The organism is Mycobacterium kyorinense (assembly GCF_001672775.1).
GTDB lineage: Bacteria > Actinomycetota > Actinomycetes > Mycobacteriales > Mycobacteriaceae > Mycobacterium > Mycobacterium kyorinense_A.
On the sequence record NZ_LZKJ01000116.1, the window covers coordinates 93,274 to 110,234 of the forward strand.

A 16,961-nucleotide genomic window follows, 5' to 3' on the forward strand; every position below is an offset into this window, starting at 1 on the left:
ATGACGATGCCCCAAGGGAAAGAAAACAAGCCGCGAAACCCGCCGTACAAGACGGCGGGTGTGATCTTGCTGGTGGTGCTCGCGGCGATAACTGCGGTGGTGTATGTGCAGTTTCGGGGCGGATTCGAGAAGAAGACCAAGCTGACGATGGTGTCGTCGAGGGCGGGCCTGGTGATGGACCCCGGCTCGAAGGTCACCTACAACGGCGTGGAAATCGGTCGGGTGGCCGACATCTCGCCGTACACGATGCACGGCAAGCCAGCGGCGAAGTTCACCTTGGATGTGTTTCCCCGCTACCTCAAACTGATTCCGCAGAATGTGGATGCGCAGATCAAAGCCACCACCGTCTTCGGCGGCAAGTATGTGTCGTTCACCTCGCCGAAAAACCCGTCGAAGAAACGGATTAGCCCGAAGGACACCATCGACGCGACCGCGGTGACGACCGAGATCAACACGTTGTTCCAGACCATCACCTCGATCGCCGAGAAAGTGGATCCGGTCAAGGTAAACCTGACACTGTCGGCGGCCGCGGAGGCGTTGAGCGGGCTGGGCGACAAGTTCGGGCAGTCGATCATCAACGGCAGCGCCGTGCTCGACGAGATCAACCCGCAGATGCCGACGATCCGCCACGACATTCAACGGCTCGCCGACCTGGGCGACACCTATGCCAACGCCGCGCCTGACCTGTTCGACTTCCTCAACAACGCGGTGACCACCGCACACACGCTGCACGAGCACGAAAACGACCTCGACCAAGCCTTGTTGGCGGCGGTGGGGTTCGGCAACACCGGCGCCGACATCTTCAACCGGGGCGGCCCGTATCTGGCACGCGGGGCCGCCGACCTGGTGCCCACCGCCGAACTGCTGGACACCTACAGCCCAGAGTTGTACTGCACATTGCGCAACATCGCCGAGGCCGAACCGGACGTCGCCGCATTTACCGGCGGCTATGGCGGCTATTCGTTGCGCACCAATACCACCCTGTTCTCCGGATTGGGATTCATGCTGAGCCTGCCGGGGATCGGCGCCACCGCGGCGACGATGGGCCTGGCCGGCCTGGCCGGGCTGGTGGGCGGCGCGCAGTATCCGTATACCTATCCGGAGAATCTGCCGCGCGTCAACGCGCGCGGCGGCCCGGGGGGTGCCCCGGGGTGCTGGCAAAAGATCACCCACGACTTGTGGCCCGCGCCGTACCTGGTTGCGGACACCGGAAACAGCCTTGCGCCGTATAACCACGTGGACACCGGCTCACCGTATGCAATCGAATACGTCTGGGGCCGCCAGGTAGGAGACAACACGATCAACCCATGAAAATCACCGGTACCGTCGTCAAACTCGCCATCTTCTCTGTGGTGTTGATCTTCTTCACCGCGGTGATCGTGGTGGTGTTCGGTCAAATGCGCTTCGACCGAACCACCAGCTACTCCGCGGAATTCAGCAATGCCAGTGGGCTGCGGACGGGCCAGTTCGTCCGCGCCTCAGGTGTGGAGATCGGCAAGGTCAAAAAGATCAAGCTGCTCGACGGTGGACATCGGGTGCGGGTGGATTTCGACGTCGACCGCTCGGTACCGCTGTACCAGTCCACGACCGCACAGATTCGCTACCTCAACCTGATCGGTGACCGCTACCTGGAGCTCAAGCGCGGCGAGGGCGAGGGGGCCGACCGGGTGTTGCCGAAGGGCGGATTCATCCCGCTGTCGCGCACCCAGCCCGCCCTGGACCTCGACGCGTTGATCGGCGGTTTCAAACCGCTGTTCCGGGCACTCGACCCGGACAAGGTCAACAACATCGCCACGGCGATCATCACCGTCTTCCAGGGGCAAGGCGGCACGATCAACGACATCCTCGACCAGACCGCCCAGCTGACCTCGCACATCGCCGAGCGGGACCAGGCCATCGGCGAGGTGGTCAAGAACCTGAACACGGTGCTGGACACCACGGTCAGGCATCGCAAGGAGTTCGACCAGACCGTCGACAACTTCGAGAAACTGATCACCGGGCTGAACAACCACGCCGATCCGCTGGCCGCCGGTACCGCGCACATCAGCGATGCCGCCGGAACGGTGGGCGGCCTGCTGGCCGACAACCGGGACCTGCTGCACAAGACCGTCAACTACCTCGAGCCGATCCAGCAGGCGATCATCGACCAGCGTGACCAATACGACGACCAGATCCGCCGGACGCCGGAAGGGTTGAGCATCGTCGGCAACGCCGTCGGCAACTACGGAGACTTCGTCAACTTCTACTTGTGCGATCTTCTTCTGAAGACCAACGGACTGCAGCCGGGCGGTCCGGTTCGCACGGTCCGGATCTTCCAGCAGCCGACGGGTAGGTGCACGCCGAAATGAGGACGCTGGAACCGCCCAACCGGATGCGGATCGGGCTCATGGGCCTGGCCATCGTGCTGTTGGTCATCGGCGTCGGCCAAACGTTGACGAGTGTCCCGATGCTGTTCGCCAAGCCCAGCTTCTACGGGCAGTTCACCGACACCGGCGGGCTGAGCAAGGGTGACAAGGTGCGCATCGCCGGTGTGAACGTCGGCAACGTCGAGGGAATCAAAATCGACGGCGACCATGTCGTGATGAAGTTTTCGACCGGTGCCAACCCGATCGGCACCGAGAGTCGGCTGGCGATCCGCACCGACACCATCCTGGGTAAGAAGGTGCTTGAGATCGAGCCGCGGGGCACCCAGATGCTGCGTCCGAACGCCGTACTGCCGCTGGGGCAAAGCACCACCCCGTACCAGATTTACGACGCGTTCTTCGACGTCACCAAGGCCGCCTCCGGCTGGGACATCGACACCGTCAAACACTCCCTGAATGTGTTGTCGCAGACCATCGATCAGACCTACCCCCACCTGAGCGCCGCCCTGGACGGCGTCGCTAAGTTCTCCGACACCATCGGTAAGCGCGACGAGCAAATCACCCACCTGCTCGCGCAGGCCAACCAGATCGCCAGCGTGCTCGGGGACCGCAGCGAACAGATCGACCGACTGTTCGTCAACGCCAACACCCTGCTGGCCGCGTTCAACGAGCGCAGTCGCGCGATCAGCGCACTGCTGGGGAACGTCGCCACCTTCTCGGCCCAGGTGTCCAACCTCATCAACGACAACCCGAACCTCAACCACGTGCTGGAGCAACTGCGCACCGTCAGCGACCTGCTGGTCGCCCGCAAGGACGACCTGGCCGAATCGATCACCATCCTCGGCAAAAACATCGGTGCCCTGAACGACGTCGTCGGATCGGGGCCGTACTTCAAGGTGCAGTTGGCCAACCTGGTGCCGTACCAGATCCTGCAGCCGTGGGTGGATGCGGCCTTCAAGAAGCGCGGCATCGACCCGGAGGACTTCTGGCGCACCGCAGGGCTGCCGGCGTTCCGGTTCCCCGACCCCAACGGCACCCGATTCCCCAACGGTGCGCCACCGCCGGCGCCGCCGGTGCTCGAAGGCACCCCGGATCATCCCGGACCCGCGGTGGCGCCAGGCTCGCCGTGCTCGTACACGCCGACGCCCGAACTGCTGCCGCGCCCCGGCAACCCGATGCCATGCGCGGGGATCAACCAAGACCAGGGTCCGTTCGGCCCGAACGGCCCCTACCCGGCCTTGCCGGACGTGCTGAGCTCACCGCCGAACCCGAATGGGTTGCCGCCGACCCCCGGTATCCCGATCGCCGGGCGGCACGGCGACCCGGCGCCTGACGTGCCGGGCACCCCGGTGCCGGTGGCGCCCGGCCCGCCGGGGGCGCGCAGCGAACCGCAGGGGCCGGCCGGACCGCCCGCGCCGCCATCGACGTTCGCGCCCGGGCTGCCACCCGGACCGGCGGCACCGCCTGGACCTGGTCAGCAACTGCCCGCTCCGTTCATCCCGCCCGGCGAGCTGGGTAGCCAGCCCGGTGGCGGCGGCGGCAGCCTAGGGGGGAGTACCGCGCCGTGAGCACGATCTTTGATGTCCGTAATTTGCGGTTGCCCAAGCTTTCTCGGGCGTCCGTGATCATCGGTTCGCTGGTGATTGTGTTGGCGTTGGTGGTCGGTTATGTGGGTTTGCAGCTCTACAAGAAACTGACCAACAACACCGTGGTGGCCTATTTCCCGGAGGCCAATGCGCTGTATTCGGGCGACAAGGTCCAGATCATGGGCGTGCGGGTGGGCGCGATCGACAAGATCGAGCCGGCCGGCGACAAGATGAAGGTCACCTTCCACTACAACAACAAGTACAAGGTGCCGGCCAACGCGTCGGCGGTGATCCTCAACCCGACCCTGGTGGCCTCGCGCAGCATTCAGTTGGAGCCGCCCTATAAGGGTGGTCCGGTGCTGGCCGATCACGCGGTGATCCCCGAAGAGCGCACCCAGGTGCCCACCGAGTGGGATCAGCTGCGCAACACGATTACCAACATCATCTCCAAGCTGGGGCCCACCAAGGAGCAGCCCAAGGGGCCGTTCGGCGACATCATCGAGCACTACGCCGATGGGTTGGCCGGCAAGGGCAAGCAGATCAACACCACGCTGGACAGCTTGTCGCGGTCGTTGACCGCGCTCAATGAGGGCCGTGGCGACTTCTTTGCGGTGGTGCGCAGTTTGGCATTGTTCGTCAACGCCTTACATGAAGACGATCAGAAGTTCGTGGCGCTCAACACCAACCTGGCCAAGTTCACCAACAGCTTGACCGGTACTGATCAAGACCTAGCGAATGCGCTGCAGCAGGTCGACAGTCTGATCACGACCATCCGACCGTTTTTGGCGAAAAACCGTGAGGTGCTGACGCACGACGTCAACAACCTGGCCGAGGTAACCAACACCCTGCTGCAACCCGAGCCGCTGGACAGTTTGGAAACCTTCCTGCACGTCGCGCCGACGGCGTTGGCGAATGCCACCGGGATCTATCACCCGGCGCAGGGTGCCGTCGTCGGGCTGCCGACGATCGTGAACTTTGTCAACCCGATGCAGTTCATCTGTAGCTCGATTCAGGCCGGCAGCCGGTTGGGTTATCAGGAATCAGCCGAACTGTGTGCCCAGTATTTGGCGCCGATTCTGGATGCGATCAAGTTCAACTTTCTGCCGTTCGGGTTGAACCCGTTCACCACTGCCGCGACGCTGCCCAAACAGATCGCCTACTCCGAGCCGCGGTTACAGCCGCCGGACGGGTACAAGGACACCACCGTGCCCGGGATCTGGGTGCCCGACACCCCGACGTCGCATCGCAACACCCAGCAGGGCTGGATCACTGCGCCCGGAATGCAGGGTGTGCAGGTAGGACCGGTCACCGCGGGCCTGTTGACCCCTGAATCGCTGGCCGAACTGATGGGCGGGCCCAACATCGAACCGGTGCAATCCAACCTGCAGACCCCGCCGGGGCCGCCCAACGCCTACGACGAATACCCCGTCGCGCCGCCGATCGGTGTCTCGGCCCCGCAAGTGCCGGTACCGGCGCCCGGGCCTGGGCCGGGGGTGGTCGCGGGTCCGGTTGCCCCGACTCCCGCGCCACAGCCGGCGCCGGCCGGACCGGTTCCGGGCCCCGCTGGACCACCGCTGCCTGCTGAGGCGGCTTCGTCGACGGGAGGCGGAGAGTGAAGCGGGTAGCGTTCCGAGCTGGCCGCCGGGCGTGGCAGGCACTGGCTCTGCTGGTGGTCGCGCTGATGCTGAGCTCCTGCGGGTGGCGCGGCATCTCGAATGTCCCGATCCCCGGCGGGCCGGGCAGCGGAGCCGGCTCCTACACCGTCTACGTGCAGGTGCCCGACACGCTGGCCATCAACGGCAACAGCAAGGTCATGGTGGCCGACGTGTTCGTCGGCTCGATCCGCAAGATCGAGCTCAAAAACTGGGTGGCGACCTTGACCCTGGGCTTGGACAAGGACGTCAAGCTACCGAAGAACGCCACCGCGAAGATCGGGCAGACCAGCCTGCTGGGTTCACAGCACATCGAACTGGCCGCCCCGCGCGACCCGTCGCCGCAACCGCTGAAGAACGGCGACACCATCCCGTTGAAGAACTCGTCGGCGTTTCCCACTACCGAGCAAACTCTGGCCAGTCTCGCCACGGTGCTGCGCGGCGGCGGGATCCCGAATCTGGAGGTCCTGCAGAACGAGGTCAACAACATCCTGACCGGTCGGGGCCCGCAGATCCGCGCGTTCCTCGGCAAGCTGGACACGTTTACCCGCCAGCTCAACGAGCAGCGCGACGACATCACGCACGCCATCGACTCCACTAACCGGCTGCTGGCATACGTGGGTCCGCGCTCGGATGTCCTGGATCGGGCGCTGACCGAATTCCCGCCGCTGATCAAGCATTTCGCCGAAAAGCAGCAGCTGCTGATCAACGCCGTCGACGCGGTGGGCCGGCTCAGCCAAGCCGCCGACCAGTACCTGTCCGAAGCGCGTGGCCCGCTTCATCAGAACCTGCAGTCGCTGCAGTGCCCGTTGCGGGAGTTAGGCAAAGGCGCGCCTTATCTGCTCGGTTCGCTGAAGTTGCTCCTCACCGTCCCGTTCGACATCGACACGGCACCCAAGCTGATTCGGGGTGACTTCATGAACACGACGCTGACCGTCGACACGACGTTGTCGTCGGTCGACAACGCGTTCCTCACCGGGACCGGGTTCTCCGGCGCGTTGCGCGCACTCGAGCAGTCGTTCGGGCGTGACCCCGAGACGATGATCCCCGACGTCCGCTACACGTCGAATCCGAACAATGCCCCCGGCGGACCACTGGTGGAGAGGGCGGACCGGCAATGCTGACTCGTTTCGTCAAACGTCAGCTGATCTTATTCGCGATCCTGACCGTGGTGGCGATAGTCGTGTTGGGTTGGTACTACCTGCGCATTCCGAGCCTGGTGGGTATCGGCCAGTACGAGCTGAAGGCGGATCTACCCGCCTCAGGCGGGCTGTACCCCACGGCCAACGTGACGTATCGCGGCATCACTATCGGCAAGGTGACCGGCGTCGAGCCGACCGAACACGGCGCCGAGGCGACGATGAGCATCGACAGCCGCTACAAGATTCCGGCCGATGCGTCCGCGAATGTGCATTCGGTGTCCGCGGTCGGTGAGCAGTATCTGGACCTGGTATCGACCGGTAATCCGGGCAAGTTCCTCTCACCCGGCCAGACCATCACCGAAGGCACGGTGCCCGCCGAGATCGGGCCCGCGCTGGACACCGCCAATCGCGGGCTGGAAGTGCTGCCCAAGGACAAGATCGCTTCGTTGCTCGACGAGACCGCGCAAGCCGTCGGCGGCTTGGGTCCGTCGCTGCAGCGGCTGGTCGACTCCACTCAAGCGATCGTCGGTGACTTCAAAACCAACATTCGTGATGTCGACGACATCATCCAAAACTCCGGACCGATCCTGGATAGCCAGGCCAACTCCGGGGCCGCGATCGAGCGGTGGGCGCGCAACCTGAACAGTCTGGCCGCCCAGAGCGCGCAGAACGACCAGCACCTGCAAAGTGTGCTGCGCCAGGCGGCACCGACCACCGATGAGGTCAACGCGGTATTCACCGACGTCCGCGATTCCCTGCCGCAGACGCTGGCCAATCTCGAGATTGTGATCGAGATGCTGAAGCGCTACCACGGCGGCCTCGAGCAGGTACTGGTGATGTTGCCGGGGGTGGGGTCGTTGGTTCAAACCCTCACTATTGAGCCGTTCAAGAGCGAACACACGGCTCCGCTGGACCTGGGATTGTCGATCAACTACCCGCCGCCGTGCTTGACCGGATTCCGTCCGGCACCTGAATGGCGGTCACCGGCGGATGTCAGCGTGACGCCCGTGACAGAGACGAAATACTGCAGGATCCAGCAAGACCACCCCTACAACGTGGTGCGCGGCGCACGCAACATCCCGTGCGTCGACGTACCGGGCAAACGGGCCGCGACGCCGAAGGATTGCCGCAGTAACAAGCCGTATGAGCCGTTGGGCACCAACCCCTGGTACGGCGACCCCAACCAGATCTTGAACTGCCCGGCACCGGGTGCGCGATGCGATCAGCCGGTCAACCCAGGACAGGTGATACAGGCACCGTCGATCAACAATGGCATGAACCCCCTGGCCGCCGATCGGCTGCCGCCGGGTGGCCAGACACCGCCTCCGATCAGCGACCCGCTTCAGCGGCCGGGTTCGGGTACCGTCCAGTGCAACGGGCAGCAGCCCAACCCGTGTGTCTACACTCCGGGCAGCCCGACGGCGGTCTACAGTCCGTCCAGCGGCGAACTGGTAGGACCCGACGGTGTCAAGTACGCGGTGCAAAACTCGAGCCAAACAGGAGACGACGGATGGAAGGAGATGCTGGCACCAGCCGGCTGAACCCCACCGATGCCGACGAGTCGTCGTCCACGGAGGTGACGGCCGAGGATTCGCAAGAATCCGAGGTCGGAGCCGACCAGACCAGCAGCGAGGTGACGGCCGAGGATTCGCAAGAATCCGAGGTCGGAGCCGACCAGACCAGCAGCGGGGTGACGGCCGAGGATTCGCAAGAATCCGAGGTCGGAGCCGAGGAGGCGACGGTCGAAGCCCCGCAACCAACTGGGGAAGACGACGAGTCGGCCACCGGAACCGAGCCTGACACCGAATCGTCCGTCGACGCCGGCAATCCCTCACGCCTCGGGCGACGCTGGCTGGTCGGTATTGCCGCGACTCTGGTCGTCTTGGCCGCAGGCCTCGGAGCCGGTGGCTACTTCGCGTTGCGGTCGCATCTGCAGAGTAAACAGCTCGCGCGCAACGACATCGCCGCTGTCCAGGCAGCCAAAGATTGTGTGTCGGCGTTGAACGCACCGGATACCGCGGCGATGGCTGCCAGTCAGCAGAAGATCATCGAATGCTCCACCGGTGCGTTCGGCACCCAGGCGGCGCTGTACAGCAGCATGCTCGCCGACGCTTACCAGGCCGCCAACGTGACCGTGCAGATGTCGGACATGCGCGCGGCTGTCGAGCGCAACAACGACGACGGGTCGATCAACGTGCTGGTCGCCACCCGGGTCAAGGTGACCAACTCCGATGCCACCGACCGTGAAGTCGGCTACCGGATGCGGGCGACGATGGAATCCGCTGACGGACAGTTCAAGATCTCCAAACTCGACTTGGTGACGAAGTGACGGTGGTGGTCGAAGAGCCACAGACCCCGCCGGTTGTCGAAGAGCCCTCGCCGAACGACCCGGCAGGTTGGCACCTCCGCGCGGGTGCGCTGGCCGTCGATGTGCTCCCCGCGCTTGCCGTCGTGGCGACGATGGCATTGGTCGCGTTGACGATGCCGCTGCGCAGCACTTGGTGGTGGGTGTGCGTGGTCGTCGGCGCTGCCACCATCCTGATTGCCACGGCGAACCGGGTGATGCTACCCGCGGTCCGCGGGTGGAGCCTAGGGCGGGCCTTGTGCGGTATTACGGTGGTGCGCCCCGACGGGGCGCCCGTGGGTGCCGGCCGACTCGTGCTGCGCGACCTGGCCCACCTGTTGGACACCCTCTCGGTCTTCGTGGGTTGGCTGTGGCCGCTCTGGGATGGCCGACGGCGCACCTTCGCCGACATGGTGGTGCGCACCGAGGTGCATCGCCTCGACCCGGCTCGCCGGCCGGCCGACATTCGGCGGCTGGGCGCCGTCGCCGGCGCCGCGGCGACGCTGCTGTGCGTGGCGGGCGCGGCGTTGAGCACCGTGACGGTGTATCTGCCTATGCGGGCGTCGGACCACACGCGCGCCGAAATCGCGGAACAGGGCCCGAAGATCGTCACCGAGATGCTGAGCTACGACCCGGCGACCCTGCACGATGATTTCACCCGCGCCCAATCGCTGACGACCGACAAGTACCGCGAACTCTTGGTCGCCCAGCAAGAGGCAATACAGAACGGGCATCCCGTCGTCAACGAGTACTGGGCGACCAATGACGCCGTACTCTCCGCGACACCGAAGCGGGCGACGATGTTGGTGTTCCTGCAGGGGCACCGGGGCGCGGGCGACGCGGAGCGCTACATCACAGCGACGGTGCGGGTGTCGTTCGTCAAAGGGGCAGCTGCACATTGGCTCGTCGACGAGCTGACCGTGGTGACCAAGCCCAAGCCCCCGAAGGGTGAAAAGTGAGTCCGCGCCGTCGAATTCAGCCCGGCGAAGAGCCGCTCCTCACCGAGCAGCTGCCGCCGTCGACCCGGTGGTCTAGGCTGCGGCGGCGATTGGAGTTACCGGCGCAGTGGTGGAAGCCGTCGCGCCAGTGGGTGCTGCCGATCACGGTGTCCGCAGCCGTGTTACTTGTGGCGGCCTCGATCGCCGCGTCGGCGCTCATCCTCTACATGCATGAGGCGCAGCGGCGGGTGGCGATGAAAGAAGCCGTGGTGTTGAGCTCCGTTCGATCGTTCATGACGGAGTTCACGTCCCTGGATCCCTTCCACGCCAACGCCTATGTCGACCGGATCTTGGAGCGCGGAACCGGGGATTTCGCCAAGCAGTACCGCGACAACATGAACCCGATTCTGGTCCATATCGCGCAAGCGGAGCCGACCAAGGGCACGGCGCTCGACGCCGGCGTCGAACGGTGGAACGACGACGGCAGCGCCAGCGTGTTGGTGGCAACCGAAATCACCACGAAATCCCCAGACGGCAAACAGGTTATCGAGAGCACGAACCGTTGGGTCGTGACCGCTCAGCAGGAAGGGAACCAGTGGAAGATCAGCAGCCTGCTGCAAGTGATCTGACAGACGAGACCCCCGACACGCAGTCGGAGGATGGCGCGGCCGTCGAAACCGATTCTGCGGCAACCGACGACACCGCGGCGGACTCGGTTGACGGTGAGCCGGGGGAGACTGCGGCCGACGACGAGGCTGGGACCGACGCTGCCGAAAACGAGGCGGAGGAGGGTCGACCGGCAAGGCGACGCGTCGGCCGGTGGGTCGCCGTCGCGGTCGGTGTCGCCGCGGCGCTGTTCGTGGGCTCGGCAGCGTTCGCAGGCGCCGCCGTACAGCCGTATCTCGTCGATCGCGCCACCGTGAATACCAAGCTGCAAATCGCGCGCACTGCAGCCAACGCGATCACGACGTTGTGGACCTACACCCCAGACAACATGGACAAGCTGGCGGATCGCTCGGCGCAATACCTCAGCGGCGATTTCGAAGCTCAGTACCGCAAGTACATCGATGCGATCGCCGCGCCCAACAAGCAAGCGCAAATCACCAACAACACCCAGGTGACTGGTGCGGCAGTGGAATCCCTGAACGACCCGAACGCCACCGCGATCGTCTACACCAACTCCACGTCGACTAGTCCGCTGACCAAGAACATTCCCTCGCTGAAGTATGTGTCGTACCGGTTGCAGATGAAACGTGACCACTCGCGGTGGTTCGTCACCAAGATGAGCACCATCACTTCATTGGATCTGACGCCCCAGCTGTAACCCTGCCGGCTGCGCACCGCGCCGAAACGTATTGGAACTCATGGCTGCTGGCGTGATCACCTCGCCGGTATCAAACCGGTTGACGGTCGCAGCGTTGCTGTTGTTGACCTTCGCCACCGGCCTGGTCGACGCGATCAGCGTGCTGATCCTGGGGCACGTGTTCGTCGCCAACATGACGGGAAACGTTATCTTCCTGGGTTTCTGGTTCGTCCCGGGCGCCGGTATCGACCTGACCGCGGCGGTCGTCGCCTTTGCGGGGTTTCTTGCCGGCACCGTGCTGGGGGGCCGGCTGATTCGTCTACTCGGCCACCAGACACGGCGGTGGCTGACAGTGGCGCTCGGGTTGGAGGTCACCATCCTGGTGGTGCTGTCGATTTTGGCCGGCACCGGCGTCCTGGACTATCGCGCCAACACCAAACTTATTCTCATCGCCGGCCTGGCAATGACTTTCGGCGTGCAGAACGCCACCGCACGCCAGTTCGGCATCCAGGAGCTCACGACGACGGTGCTGACCTCCACGGTCGTCGGCCTCGGTGTCGACAGCCGGCTGGCCGGTGGCAGCGGTGAACGGGAAAAGCTGCGCTACAGCGTGATCGCGGCGATGTGCGGGGGCGCCATTCTGGGCGCGACGATGTCGCGGGTCACGGTGGCTCCGGTGATCGGATTGGCCGCCGCCGTGGTCGCGGTGAGCCTGTTGATCTTTCGGTTCGGCCGGCCGGAGCACGGCTAAGCATCAGTTGAACGCGAGCCAGCTGGGCAGGGCCCGTTCGCGCGAATCGCACAGGACCTGCCGGGTGTCGCAGGACCCTTTCGGCACTCCGGCGCCAGCCCACATACCACCGGTGTCACGGCGCAGCACGATCGCCGACGATCCACCGCCGTCCAGCAACACCGCAGTGTCGCTGTTCAATCCGCGGAACAAGTCCTGAATGTTGTCTGGGGTGTAGCTGCCGCCCTGGAACACATACATCTCGTCTTTGGGTTGGGAGTAGGCGATGGCCGTTCGGGCCGCGCTGGGCCCGCCGTCGTTGAGTTGTCCGGTGCTGCCGGGCGCCAATAGGCCCAGCCCGCTCACCGCGACGAACGGCTCGCCTTTGTCCACCAAGCCCTGAACGACCGGGGTGGCGGCGTCGTAGTCTCTGCCGTCCCGGCCGCCCTTGGGCCACACCACGTATGGTGCGCCTCGGGTCGGCATGATCATTGTCGCCAGCGCGCTCCAGTGTTCATTGCCACCGGAGAGGCCCTGTTTGCCGGCATAGGGCACCGTGCCGGTGACGGCTTGGTTGGCCCGGCCTTGGCCGCGGGTGTTGTCGACGTAGGCGCCCAGCGGTGAGCTGCAGCCCGTCGAACGCCACGACCCGCCCTTTTGGCCCCGCACGTCGAAGAAGTTGGCGTTGATCGCAATCGTCGGTTGGCCCAACGCCTGCCACGCTTGCAGCGGAGAGTAGATCTCGGATGCCTGCAACAGTCCGTCACCGGTGCGTGCCCCGGGTGTGCGCTCACAGCGCGACTGCGCGCCGCGGTGGCTGTCCACCAGCAAGTGCGGTGAAAGGCGTTGTGAGGCAGCCTTGATGATCATCAAATGCCCGCCGCTGGTGCCGTCGTACCAGTTGCCGCCGGCGTTGAGCATCGGCGCCGGGTGGCCGGCACCAAAGTTGTACACCAGGTAAGAGCCCCGGGTGCCGGCGATGGCGCCGGCCAGCAAATCGCGCGCCTCGGCGCGCGCAACCGGTTGCCCGGTGGTGGTCGCCAACGCCACGCACAACATCGCCGCGCCGCAGCAAGCTGCCATGCGCCGGAAGGTAGCGGCGAGAGTCGACACGGGGGGGACCTTTCGGCGCGAACGTCGATACAACAAGCACAACATTAACCACACCAGTAACAGAGTCAATTTGCATAACGATCGGATGACGCTTTGGCGGCGCGGCAATGACGTTCCGCGGCTTGAACTTCCGGCCTAGGGCCGAGCGCTACTCCGAGGGGGGCGTCGTCTCTTGGCTGGTGGACGCGATCTCGTCCGTTGCTGTCGCCGAGGCGGGCGCCGGAATCCGGTGGTAGCCGCGGCGGTCGTAGATGCGGGTGACGATGCCGCCGAGCAGCAGGCCGATCACCAGTCCAACGGCCGTCAAAATCAGGGCATGGGTCAATCCGGCGTCGGCGTGACCGTCGAGGTACAGCAGTGCACGCACGCCGAGGAAGACCTGATGCATGGGTTCGAATTTGGCCAGCCAACCGAAGAACGACGGCGCGGCCTCCAGCGGAACCGTCGCCCCCGCAGACGGCAGTCCCAGAATGACGAACAGCAGCATGCTGACGAGCAGTCCGACGGAACCCAGCACCGCGATCAGCGAGGTCGACGTCACGCCGACCGCGACGATCGCGAACACCCCGTAAAGCCACAGCGCGCGGCCATCGGGGATGGGCATGCCCAGCCCGTTGGCGATCACCATGTAGACGGCAGACGTCAACAGCGCCAGCACCAGCATCAATGCCCATTTGACCAGCAGCGTGCGGAACCGCGAGATGTTGACCTGTTCGGCGAATCGATACACCGGGCCGAATTCTGCTGGCACGTAACCGAGCATCGAGTCCACCAGTGTGCTGACCACGATGCTGCCGGTGAACCCGGCGAGCAACAGCAACAGCGCATAGTAGAACGCCGACAACCCATTGCCGGTCCCGTTGGGAAGAGGCTTGTAAACCTCGCTTTGAATGTGGATGGGGTCGGCGAGCATCGCCGTGACTCCGGCGGCCATCGGCGCGGCGTTGGTCTGCAGAGCCACCTCTTCCGAAAGCCGTTCGCCGACTTTGCGATTGACCGCTGTGGCGGCCCGAGAAAGAGTCTGGCCGGCGATGCTGGAAGCCAGCGTACCGGCCCGCGGGTTTGTCGAGACGACGATCATAGGGCGGTCTATTCGGCCCGGGGCCGCCACGTCTTTGGCGAAGGTCTGCAACTTCGACGAGAAGTCCGGTGGTATCCCCACCGCGCCGTAAAGCTTTGCGGTGTCCAGTTCGTGCAGCGCCGCTTCGCGGGTCAGCACGCGCACCTCGAATTTGTCCTTGTCCAAACCAGCGACCAGACCCTTGACGATCTGTGCACCCGTCGGGCCGGCGTCCTCGTTGACGACCGCTACCGGAAAGTGCCGCAGGCTCGTCGTCGGTTTGAGGATGCCGCCCAGATACAAGGCGGCCAGTGCCGACAGCACGGCCAACGTGACGACGATCGGCACTGCCCAGAACCGCACCGTCCGGGTCGCTTTCACGGTGGCTGCGTGGTGCTGTGGTTGAGGCATACCCGCTCCTATCGTCGGGCCTACCCTATGTCGGCGGGTGCTGGTTACGCGGCCACGTTAGGAGATCCGCAAAAGGGGGAACTCCCGGTTGACGACGGCGTCACAGGACGCTTCGGCGGCAAACAGAGGAGCAGCAATGATTGGAACCATCGTCAGCGCCATCGTGATCGGGTTGATTGTCGGCGCACTCGCACGCCTGGTGATGCCCGGCCCGCAACATATCGGCATCATCATGACAATCCTGCTCGGCTTCGTTGGTTCATTAGTCGGGTCGTGGTTGACCTACAAGCTGGGATACACCAACGCCAACGGTGGCTGGGAAGTCATTCCGTTCCTGGTCGGCGTCGCGGTCGCCGTCCTGCTGATTGCCATTTACGTCGGCATCACCGGACGCAGTGGCAGCCAGGTCGGCGGACGCCGGATGGGGCTTCGGCGCTAGCCGCCCAACCCGGTACGCATCTCCCAGACCAGGATTTCGGACGGTTCACCGGCAGTTAGCCGGCGCCCGTCGGAGTCGGTGAAGCGGACAGCGTCGCCGTCGAGGACCTCGCCGAGGCCTTCGACGTCGACGCTGCCGCGTGCGGCGAACAGGTGCACATAGGGCGCCGACGGCAGTTCGACTGCCTCACCGGGACGTAGCCGCGCGCCGTGCAGAGCCGCTGAGCGGTTGCCGATAGTGATCGCGGCGTCGTGGCCGGGGATACCGGAGGCGATGGTCACCAGGCTGCCGGTCAGCAACTTTTCGCTGACCTCTTCCTGCTGGTAGCCGGGAGCGCCGCCAGATTGGTCGGGCGTCACCCACATCTGAACGAAATGAACTGGCTCGCTAGGAGAGTCGTTCTTCTCCGAATGCATGATGCCGCTGCCCGCCGACATGCGCTGCGCCAGGCCCGGGTGCACCACTCCGGAGTTTCCCGCCGAATCACGGTGGGCCAGCACACCGTCCAGTACCCACGTGACGATCTCCATGTCGCGATGCGGATGCATGTCAAATCCCGAGCCGGGTTCGACGACGTCGTCGTTGTTGACCAGCAGCACGCCGTGGTGGGTGTTGTCCGGGTCGTAGTGGTCGCCGAACGAGAACGAGTGCCGGGAGTTCAGCCAGGACGTCTTGGTGACGGCGCGGTCCTGCGCACGTCTGATGTCGACGGTCGCAGGCATGGGCTCCACGGTACCCGCCCGATGGCGGTTACCAGTCGGCCTCGGTGTACTGGATGACGCCGCGAATGTTCTTGCCGTCGAGCATGTCCTGGTAGCCGTCGTTGATGTCTTCGAGCCGGTAGGTGTTGGTCACCATCTCGTCGACCTTCAGCAGCCCGGACTTGTACAAACCAACCAGCCGCGGGGTTTCGACGTGCGAATTGCCGCCGCCGAAGATGTTGCCTTTCAACGTTTTCTGCAACATCGTGAACAGGAACAAGTTGAGCTTGACGTCGACGTCGGTCATCGCGCCCATGCCGGTCACCACGCAGGTGCCGGTTTTGGCGGTCAGGATCATCGCCTCTTCGATCATCTCCCCGCGCATCTCGCCGACGGCGATGATGGTCTTGTCGGCCATCAGTCCGTACGACAGGTCGATCATCGGGGCGATGGCTTCGGCCATGGACGGATAGACATGGGTGGCACCGAACTTGATGGCTTGTTCACGTTTGAACTCCACCGGGTCGATTGCGATGACGTGTTTGGCGCCGGAGAGCACCGCGCCCTGCAGCGCACTCATCCCGATGCCGCCGACACCGACGATCGCCACCGTCTCACCGGGCTGCACTTGCGCGACGTTGGTTGCCGATCCGAATCCGGTCGGCACCGCACAACCCAGGATCGCCGCCGACTCGAACGGCACGTCTGGGTCGATCTTGACGACGGAATCCTTGTGCACCGTCATGTAGGGGGCGAACGTGCCGAGCAAATTCATCGGCGACACGTCATGAGTTCCGGCGCGCACCCGGGAAGTGCCGTCGGCGATGGCCTTACCGCCCAACAGCACCGCGCCGCGGTCGCACAGTGACCGGAAGCCCTTCAGACAGGGCGGGCAGGCCCCACACGCCGGGATGAACGCCAGGATGACGTGGTCGCCCTCTTCCAGTCCGGTGACACCTTTGCCGACCTTCGTCACGACGCCGGCGCCCTCATGCCCGCCGAGTGCCGGTAGCGCGATCGGGGTGGCCCCGGTGGTCAGGTGGTAGTCGGAGTGGCACATGCCCGCGGCATGCATCCTGATCTGAACCTCGTCGTCGACGGGATCGCCCACCTCGATTTCGTCGACTTTGAACGGCGAGTTCAGCTCCCACAGCAGAGCGCCCTTGGTCTTCATCCGAG

General features: G+C 64.7%; 16 protein-coding genes. 12 read left to right on the forward strand and 4 right to left on the reverse strand.

Going from position 1 to position 16,961, the window contains the following annotated elements; all coding sequences use genetic code 11:
* The 11 genes from A5707_RS12625 to A5707_RS12675 are packed head-to-tail and all read left to right on the forward strand — an operon-like array spanning window position 1 to window position 12,079.
* Window positions 1–1,311: an MCE family protein gene (locus tag A5707_RS12625; protein ID WP_065014789.1), complete on the forward strand. Its 1,311-nt coding sequence runs from the start codon at window positions 1–3 to the stop codon at window positions 1,309–1,311.
* On the forward strand, window positions 1,308–2,348 hold the full coding sequence (locus tag A5707_RS12630; protein WP_065014790.1) for a virulence factor Mce family protein: 1,041 nt from the start codon (window positions 1,308–1,310) through the stop codon (window positions 2,346–2,348). Before A5707_RS12625 ends, A5707_RS12630 begins: the two co-directional genes overlap by 4 nt.
* Entirely contained in the window at window positions 2,345–3,931 is a 1,587-nt protein-coding gene (locus tag A5707_RS12635) for a virulence factor Mce family protein (RefSeq protein ID WP_065014791.1), read from the forward strand. The genes A5707_RS12630 and A5707_RS12635 overlap by 4 nt, the downstream gene beginning before the upstream one ends.
* On the forward strand, window positions 3,928–5,565 hold the full coding sequence (locus tag A5707_RS12640; RefSeq protein ID WP_065014792.1) for a virulence factor Mce family protein: 1,638 nt from the start codon (window positions 3,928–3,930) through the stop codon (window positions 5,563–5,565). Before A5707_RS12635 ends, A5707_RS12640 begins: the two co-directional genes overlap by 4 nt.
* A complete protein-coding gene (locus tag A5707_RS12645) occupies window positions 5,562–6,725 on the forward strand; it encodes a virulence factor Mce family protein (RefSeq protein ID WP_065014793.1) in 1,164 nt (387 codons plus the stop codon). Before A5707_RS12640 ends, A5707_RS12645 begins: the two co-directional genes overlap by 4 nt.
* Window positions 6,719–8,284 (forward strand): MCE family protein, encoded by a 1,566-nt coding sequence (locus A5707_RS12650; protein ID WP_065014794.1) that lies wholly within the window; start codon window positions 6,719–6,721, stop codon window positions 8,282–8,284. Before A5707_RS12645 ends, A5707_RS12650 begins: the two co-directional genes overlap by 7 nt.
* Window positions 8,254–9,072 carry a hypothetical protein gene (locus A5707_RS12655; RefSeq protein WP_065014795.1) on the forward strand — a complete coding sequence of 273 codons (819 nt, stop codon included), beginning with the start codon at window positions 8,254–8,256 and terminating at the stop codon, window positions 9,070–9,072. Before A5707_RS12650 ends, A5707_RS12655 begins: the two co-directional genes overlap by 31 nt.
* Window positions 9,069–10,046, forward strand: a complete 978-nt coding sequence (locus A5707_RS12660) for an RDD family protein (RefSeq protein ID WP_065014796.1) — start codon at window positions 9,069–9,071, stop codon at window positions 10,044–10,046. Before A5707_RS12655 ends, A5707_RS12660 begins: the two co-directional genes overlap by 4 nt.
* Complete coding sequence (locus tag A5707_RS12665) at window positions 10,043–10,654, forward strand: mammalian cell entry protein (protein WP_065014797.1); 612 nt, start codon at window positions 10,043–10,045, stop codon at window positions 10,652–10,654. Before A5707_RS12660 ends, A5707_RS12665 begins: the two co-directional genes overlap by 4 nt.
* Window positions 10,621–11,349 (forward strand): mammalian cell entry protein, encoded by a 729-nt coding sequence (locus A5707_RS12670; RefSeq protein WP_065014798.1) that lies wholly within the window; start codon window positions 10,621–10,623, stop codon window positions 11,347–11,349. The genes A5707_RS12665 and A5707_RS12670 overlap by 34 nt, the downstream gene beginning before the upstream one ends.
* 40 nt (window positions 11,350–11,389) lie before the next feature.
* The gene (locus A5707_RS12675) at window positions 11,390–12,079 is read left to right on the forward strand and encodes a YoaK family protein (RefSeq protein WP_065014799.1); all 690 of its coding nucleotides are present in this window, start codon (window positions 11,390–11,392) and stop codon (window positions 12,077–12,079) included.
* Between the two features lie 3 nt (window positions 12,080–12,082).
* On the opposite strand, the gene A5707_RS12680 is transcribed toward A5707_RS12675, so the two are convergent.
* On the reverse strand, window positions 12,083–13,216 hold the full coding sequence (locus tag A5707_RS12680; RefSeq protein ID WP_065014800.1) for a phosphodiester glycosidase family protein: 1,134 nt from the start codon (window positions 13,214–13,216) through the stop codon (window positions 12,083–12,085).
* A 103-nt stretch (window positions 13,217–13,319) separates the two neighbouring features.
* Window positions 13,320–14,642 carry a YhgE/Pip domain-containing protein gene (locus tag A5707_RS12685; RefSeq protein ID WP_082969430.1) on the reverse strand — a complete coding sequence of 441 codons (1,323 nt, stop codon included), beginning with the start codon at window positions 14,640–14,642 and terminating at the stop codon, window positions 13,320–13,322.
* Window positions 14,643–14,778: 136 nt separating this feature from the next.
* On the opposite strand from A5707_RS12685, the gene A5707_RS12690 reads away from it, so the two are divergent.
* On the forward strand, window positions 14,779–15,081 hold the full coding sequence (locus tag A5707_RS12690) for a GlsB/YeaQ/YmgE family stress response membrane protein (RefSeq protein WP_065014801.1): 303 nt from the start codon (window positions 14,779–14,781) through the stop codon (window positions 15,079–15,081).
* Here A5707_RS12690 and A5707_RS12695 read toward each other — a convergent pair.
* Both A5707_RS12695 and A5707_RS12700 read right to left on the reverse strand, forming a co-directional pair.
* Complete coding sequence (locus tag A5707_RS12695) at window positions 15,078–15,803, reverse strand: pirin family protein (protein ID WP_065014802.1); 726 nt, start codon at window positions 15,801–15,803, stop codon at window positions 15,078–15,080. The genes A5707_RS12690 and A5707_RS12695 overlap by 4 nt on opposite strands.
* Window positions 15,804–15,831: 28 nt before the next feature.
* Entirely contained in the window at window positions 15,832–16,956 is a 1,125-nt protein-coding gene (locus A5707_RS12700) for an NDMA-dependent alcohol dehydrogenase (RefSeq protein ID WP_065014803.1), read from the reverse strand.
* Between the last annotated feature and the right edge of the window lie 5 nt (window positions 16,957–16,961).

What these genes read in the sequence shown, in the direction of transcription:
- A5707_RS12680 (WP_065014800.1), bottom strand. Translation starts at nt 13,216, where the DNA reads ATGTTGTGCTTGTTGTATCGACGTTCGCGCCGAAAGGTCCCCCCCGTG.
- A5707_RS12625 (WP_065014789.1), top strand. Translation starts at nt 1, where the DNA reads ATGACGATGCCCCAAGGGAAAGAAAACAAGCCGCGAAACCCGCCGTAC.
- A5707_RS12650 (WP_065014794.1), top strand. Translation starts at nt 6,719, where the DNA reads ATGCTGACTCGTTTCGTCAAACGTCAGCTGATCTTATTCGCGATCCTG.
- A5707_RS12690 (WP_065014801.1), top strand. Translation starts at nt 14,779, where the DNA reads ATGATTGGAACCATCGTCAGCGCCATCGTGATCGGGTTGATTGTCGGC.
- A5707_RS12675 (WP_065014799.1), top strand. Translation starts at nt 11,390, where the DNA reads ATGGCTGCTGGCGTGATCACCTCGCCGGTATCAAACCGGTTGACGGTC.
- A5707_RS12685 (WP_082969430.1), bottom strand. Translation starts at nt 14,642, where the DNA reads ATGCCTCAACCACAGCACCACGCAGCCACCGTGAAAGCGACCCGGACG.
- A5707_RS12635 (WP_065014791.1), top strand. Translation starts at nt 2,345, where the DNA reads ATGAGGACGCTGGAACCGCCCAACCGGATGCGGATCGGGCTCATGGGC.
- A5707_RS12695 (WP_065014802.1), bottom strand. Translation starts at nt 15,803, where the DNA reads ATGCCTGCGACCGTCGACATCAGACGTGCGCAGGACCGCGCCGTCACC.
- A5707_RS12655 (WP_065014795.1), top strand. Translation starts at nt 8,254, where the DNA reads ATGGAAGGAGATGCTGGCACCAGCCGGCTGAACCCCACCGATGCCGAC.
- A5707_RS12700 (WP_065014803.1), bottom strand. Translation starts at nt 16,956, where the DNA reads ATGAAGACCAAGGGCGCTCTGCTGTGGGAGCTGAACTCGCCGTTCAAA.
- A5707_RS12630 (WP_065014790.1), top strand. Translation starts at nt 1,308, where the DNA reads ATGAAAATCACCGGTACCGTCGTCAAACTCGCCATCTTCTCTGTGGTG.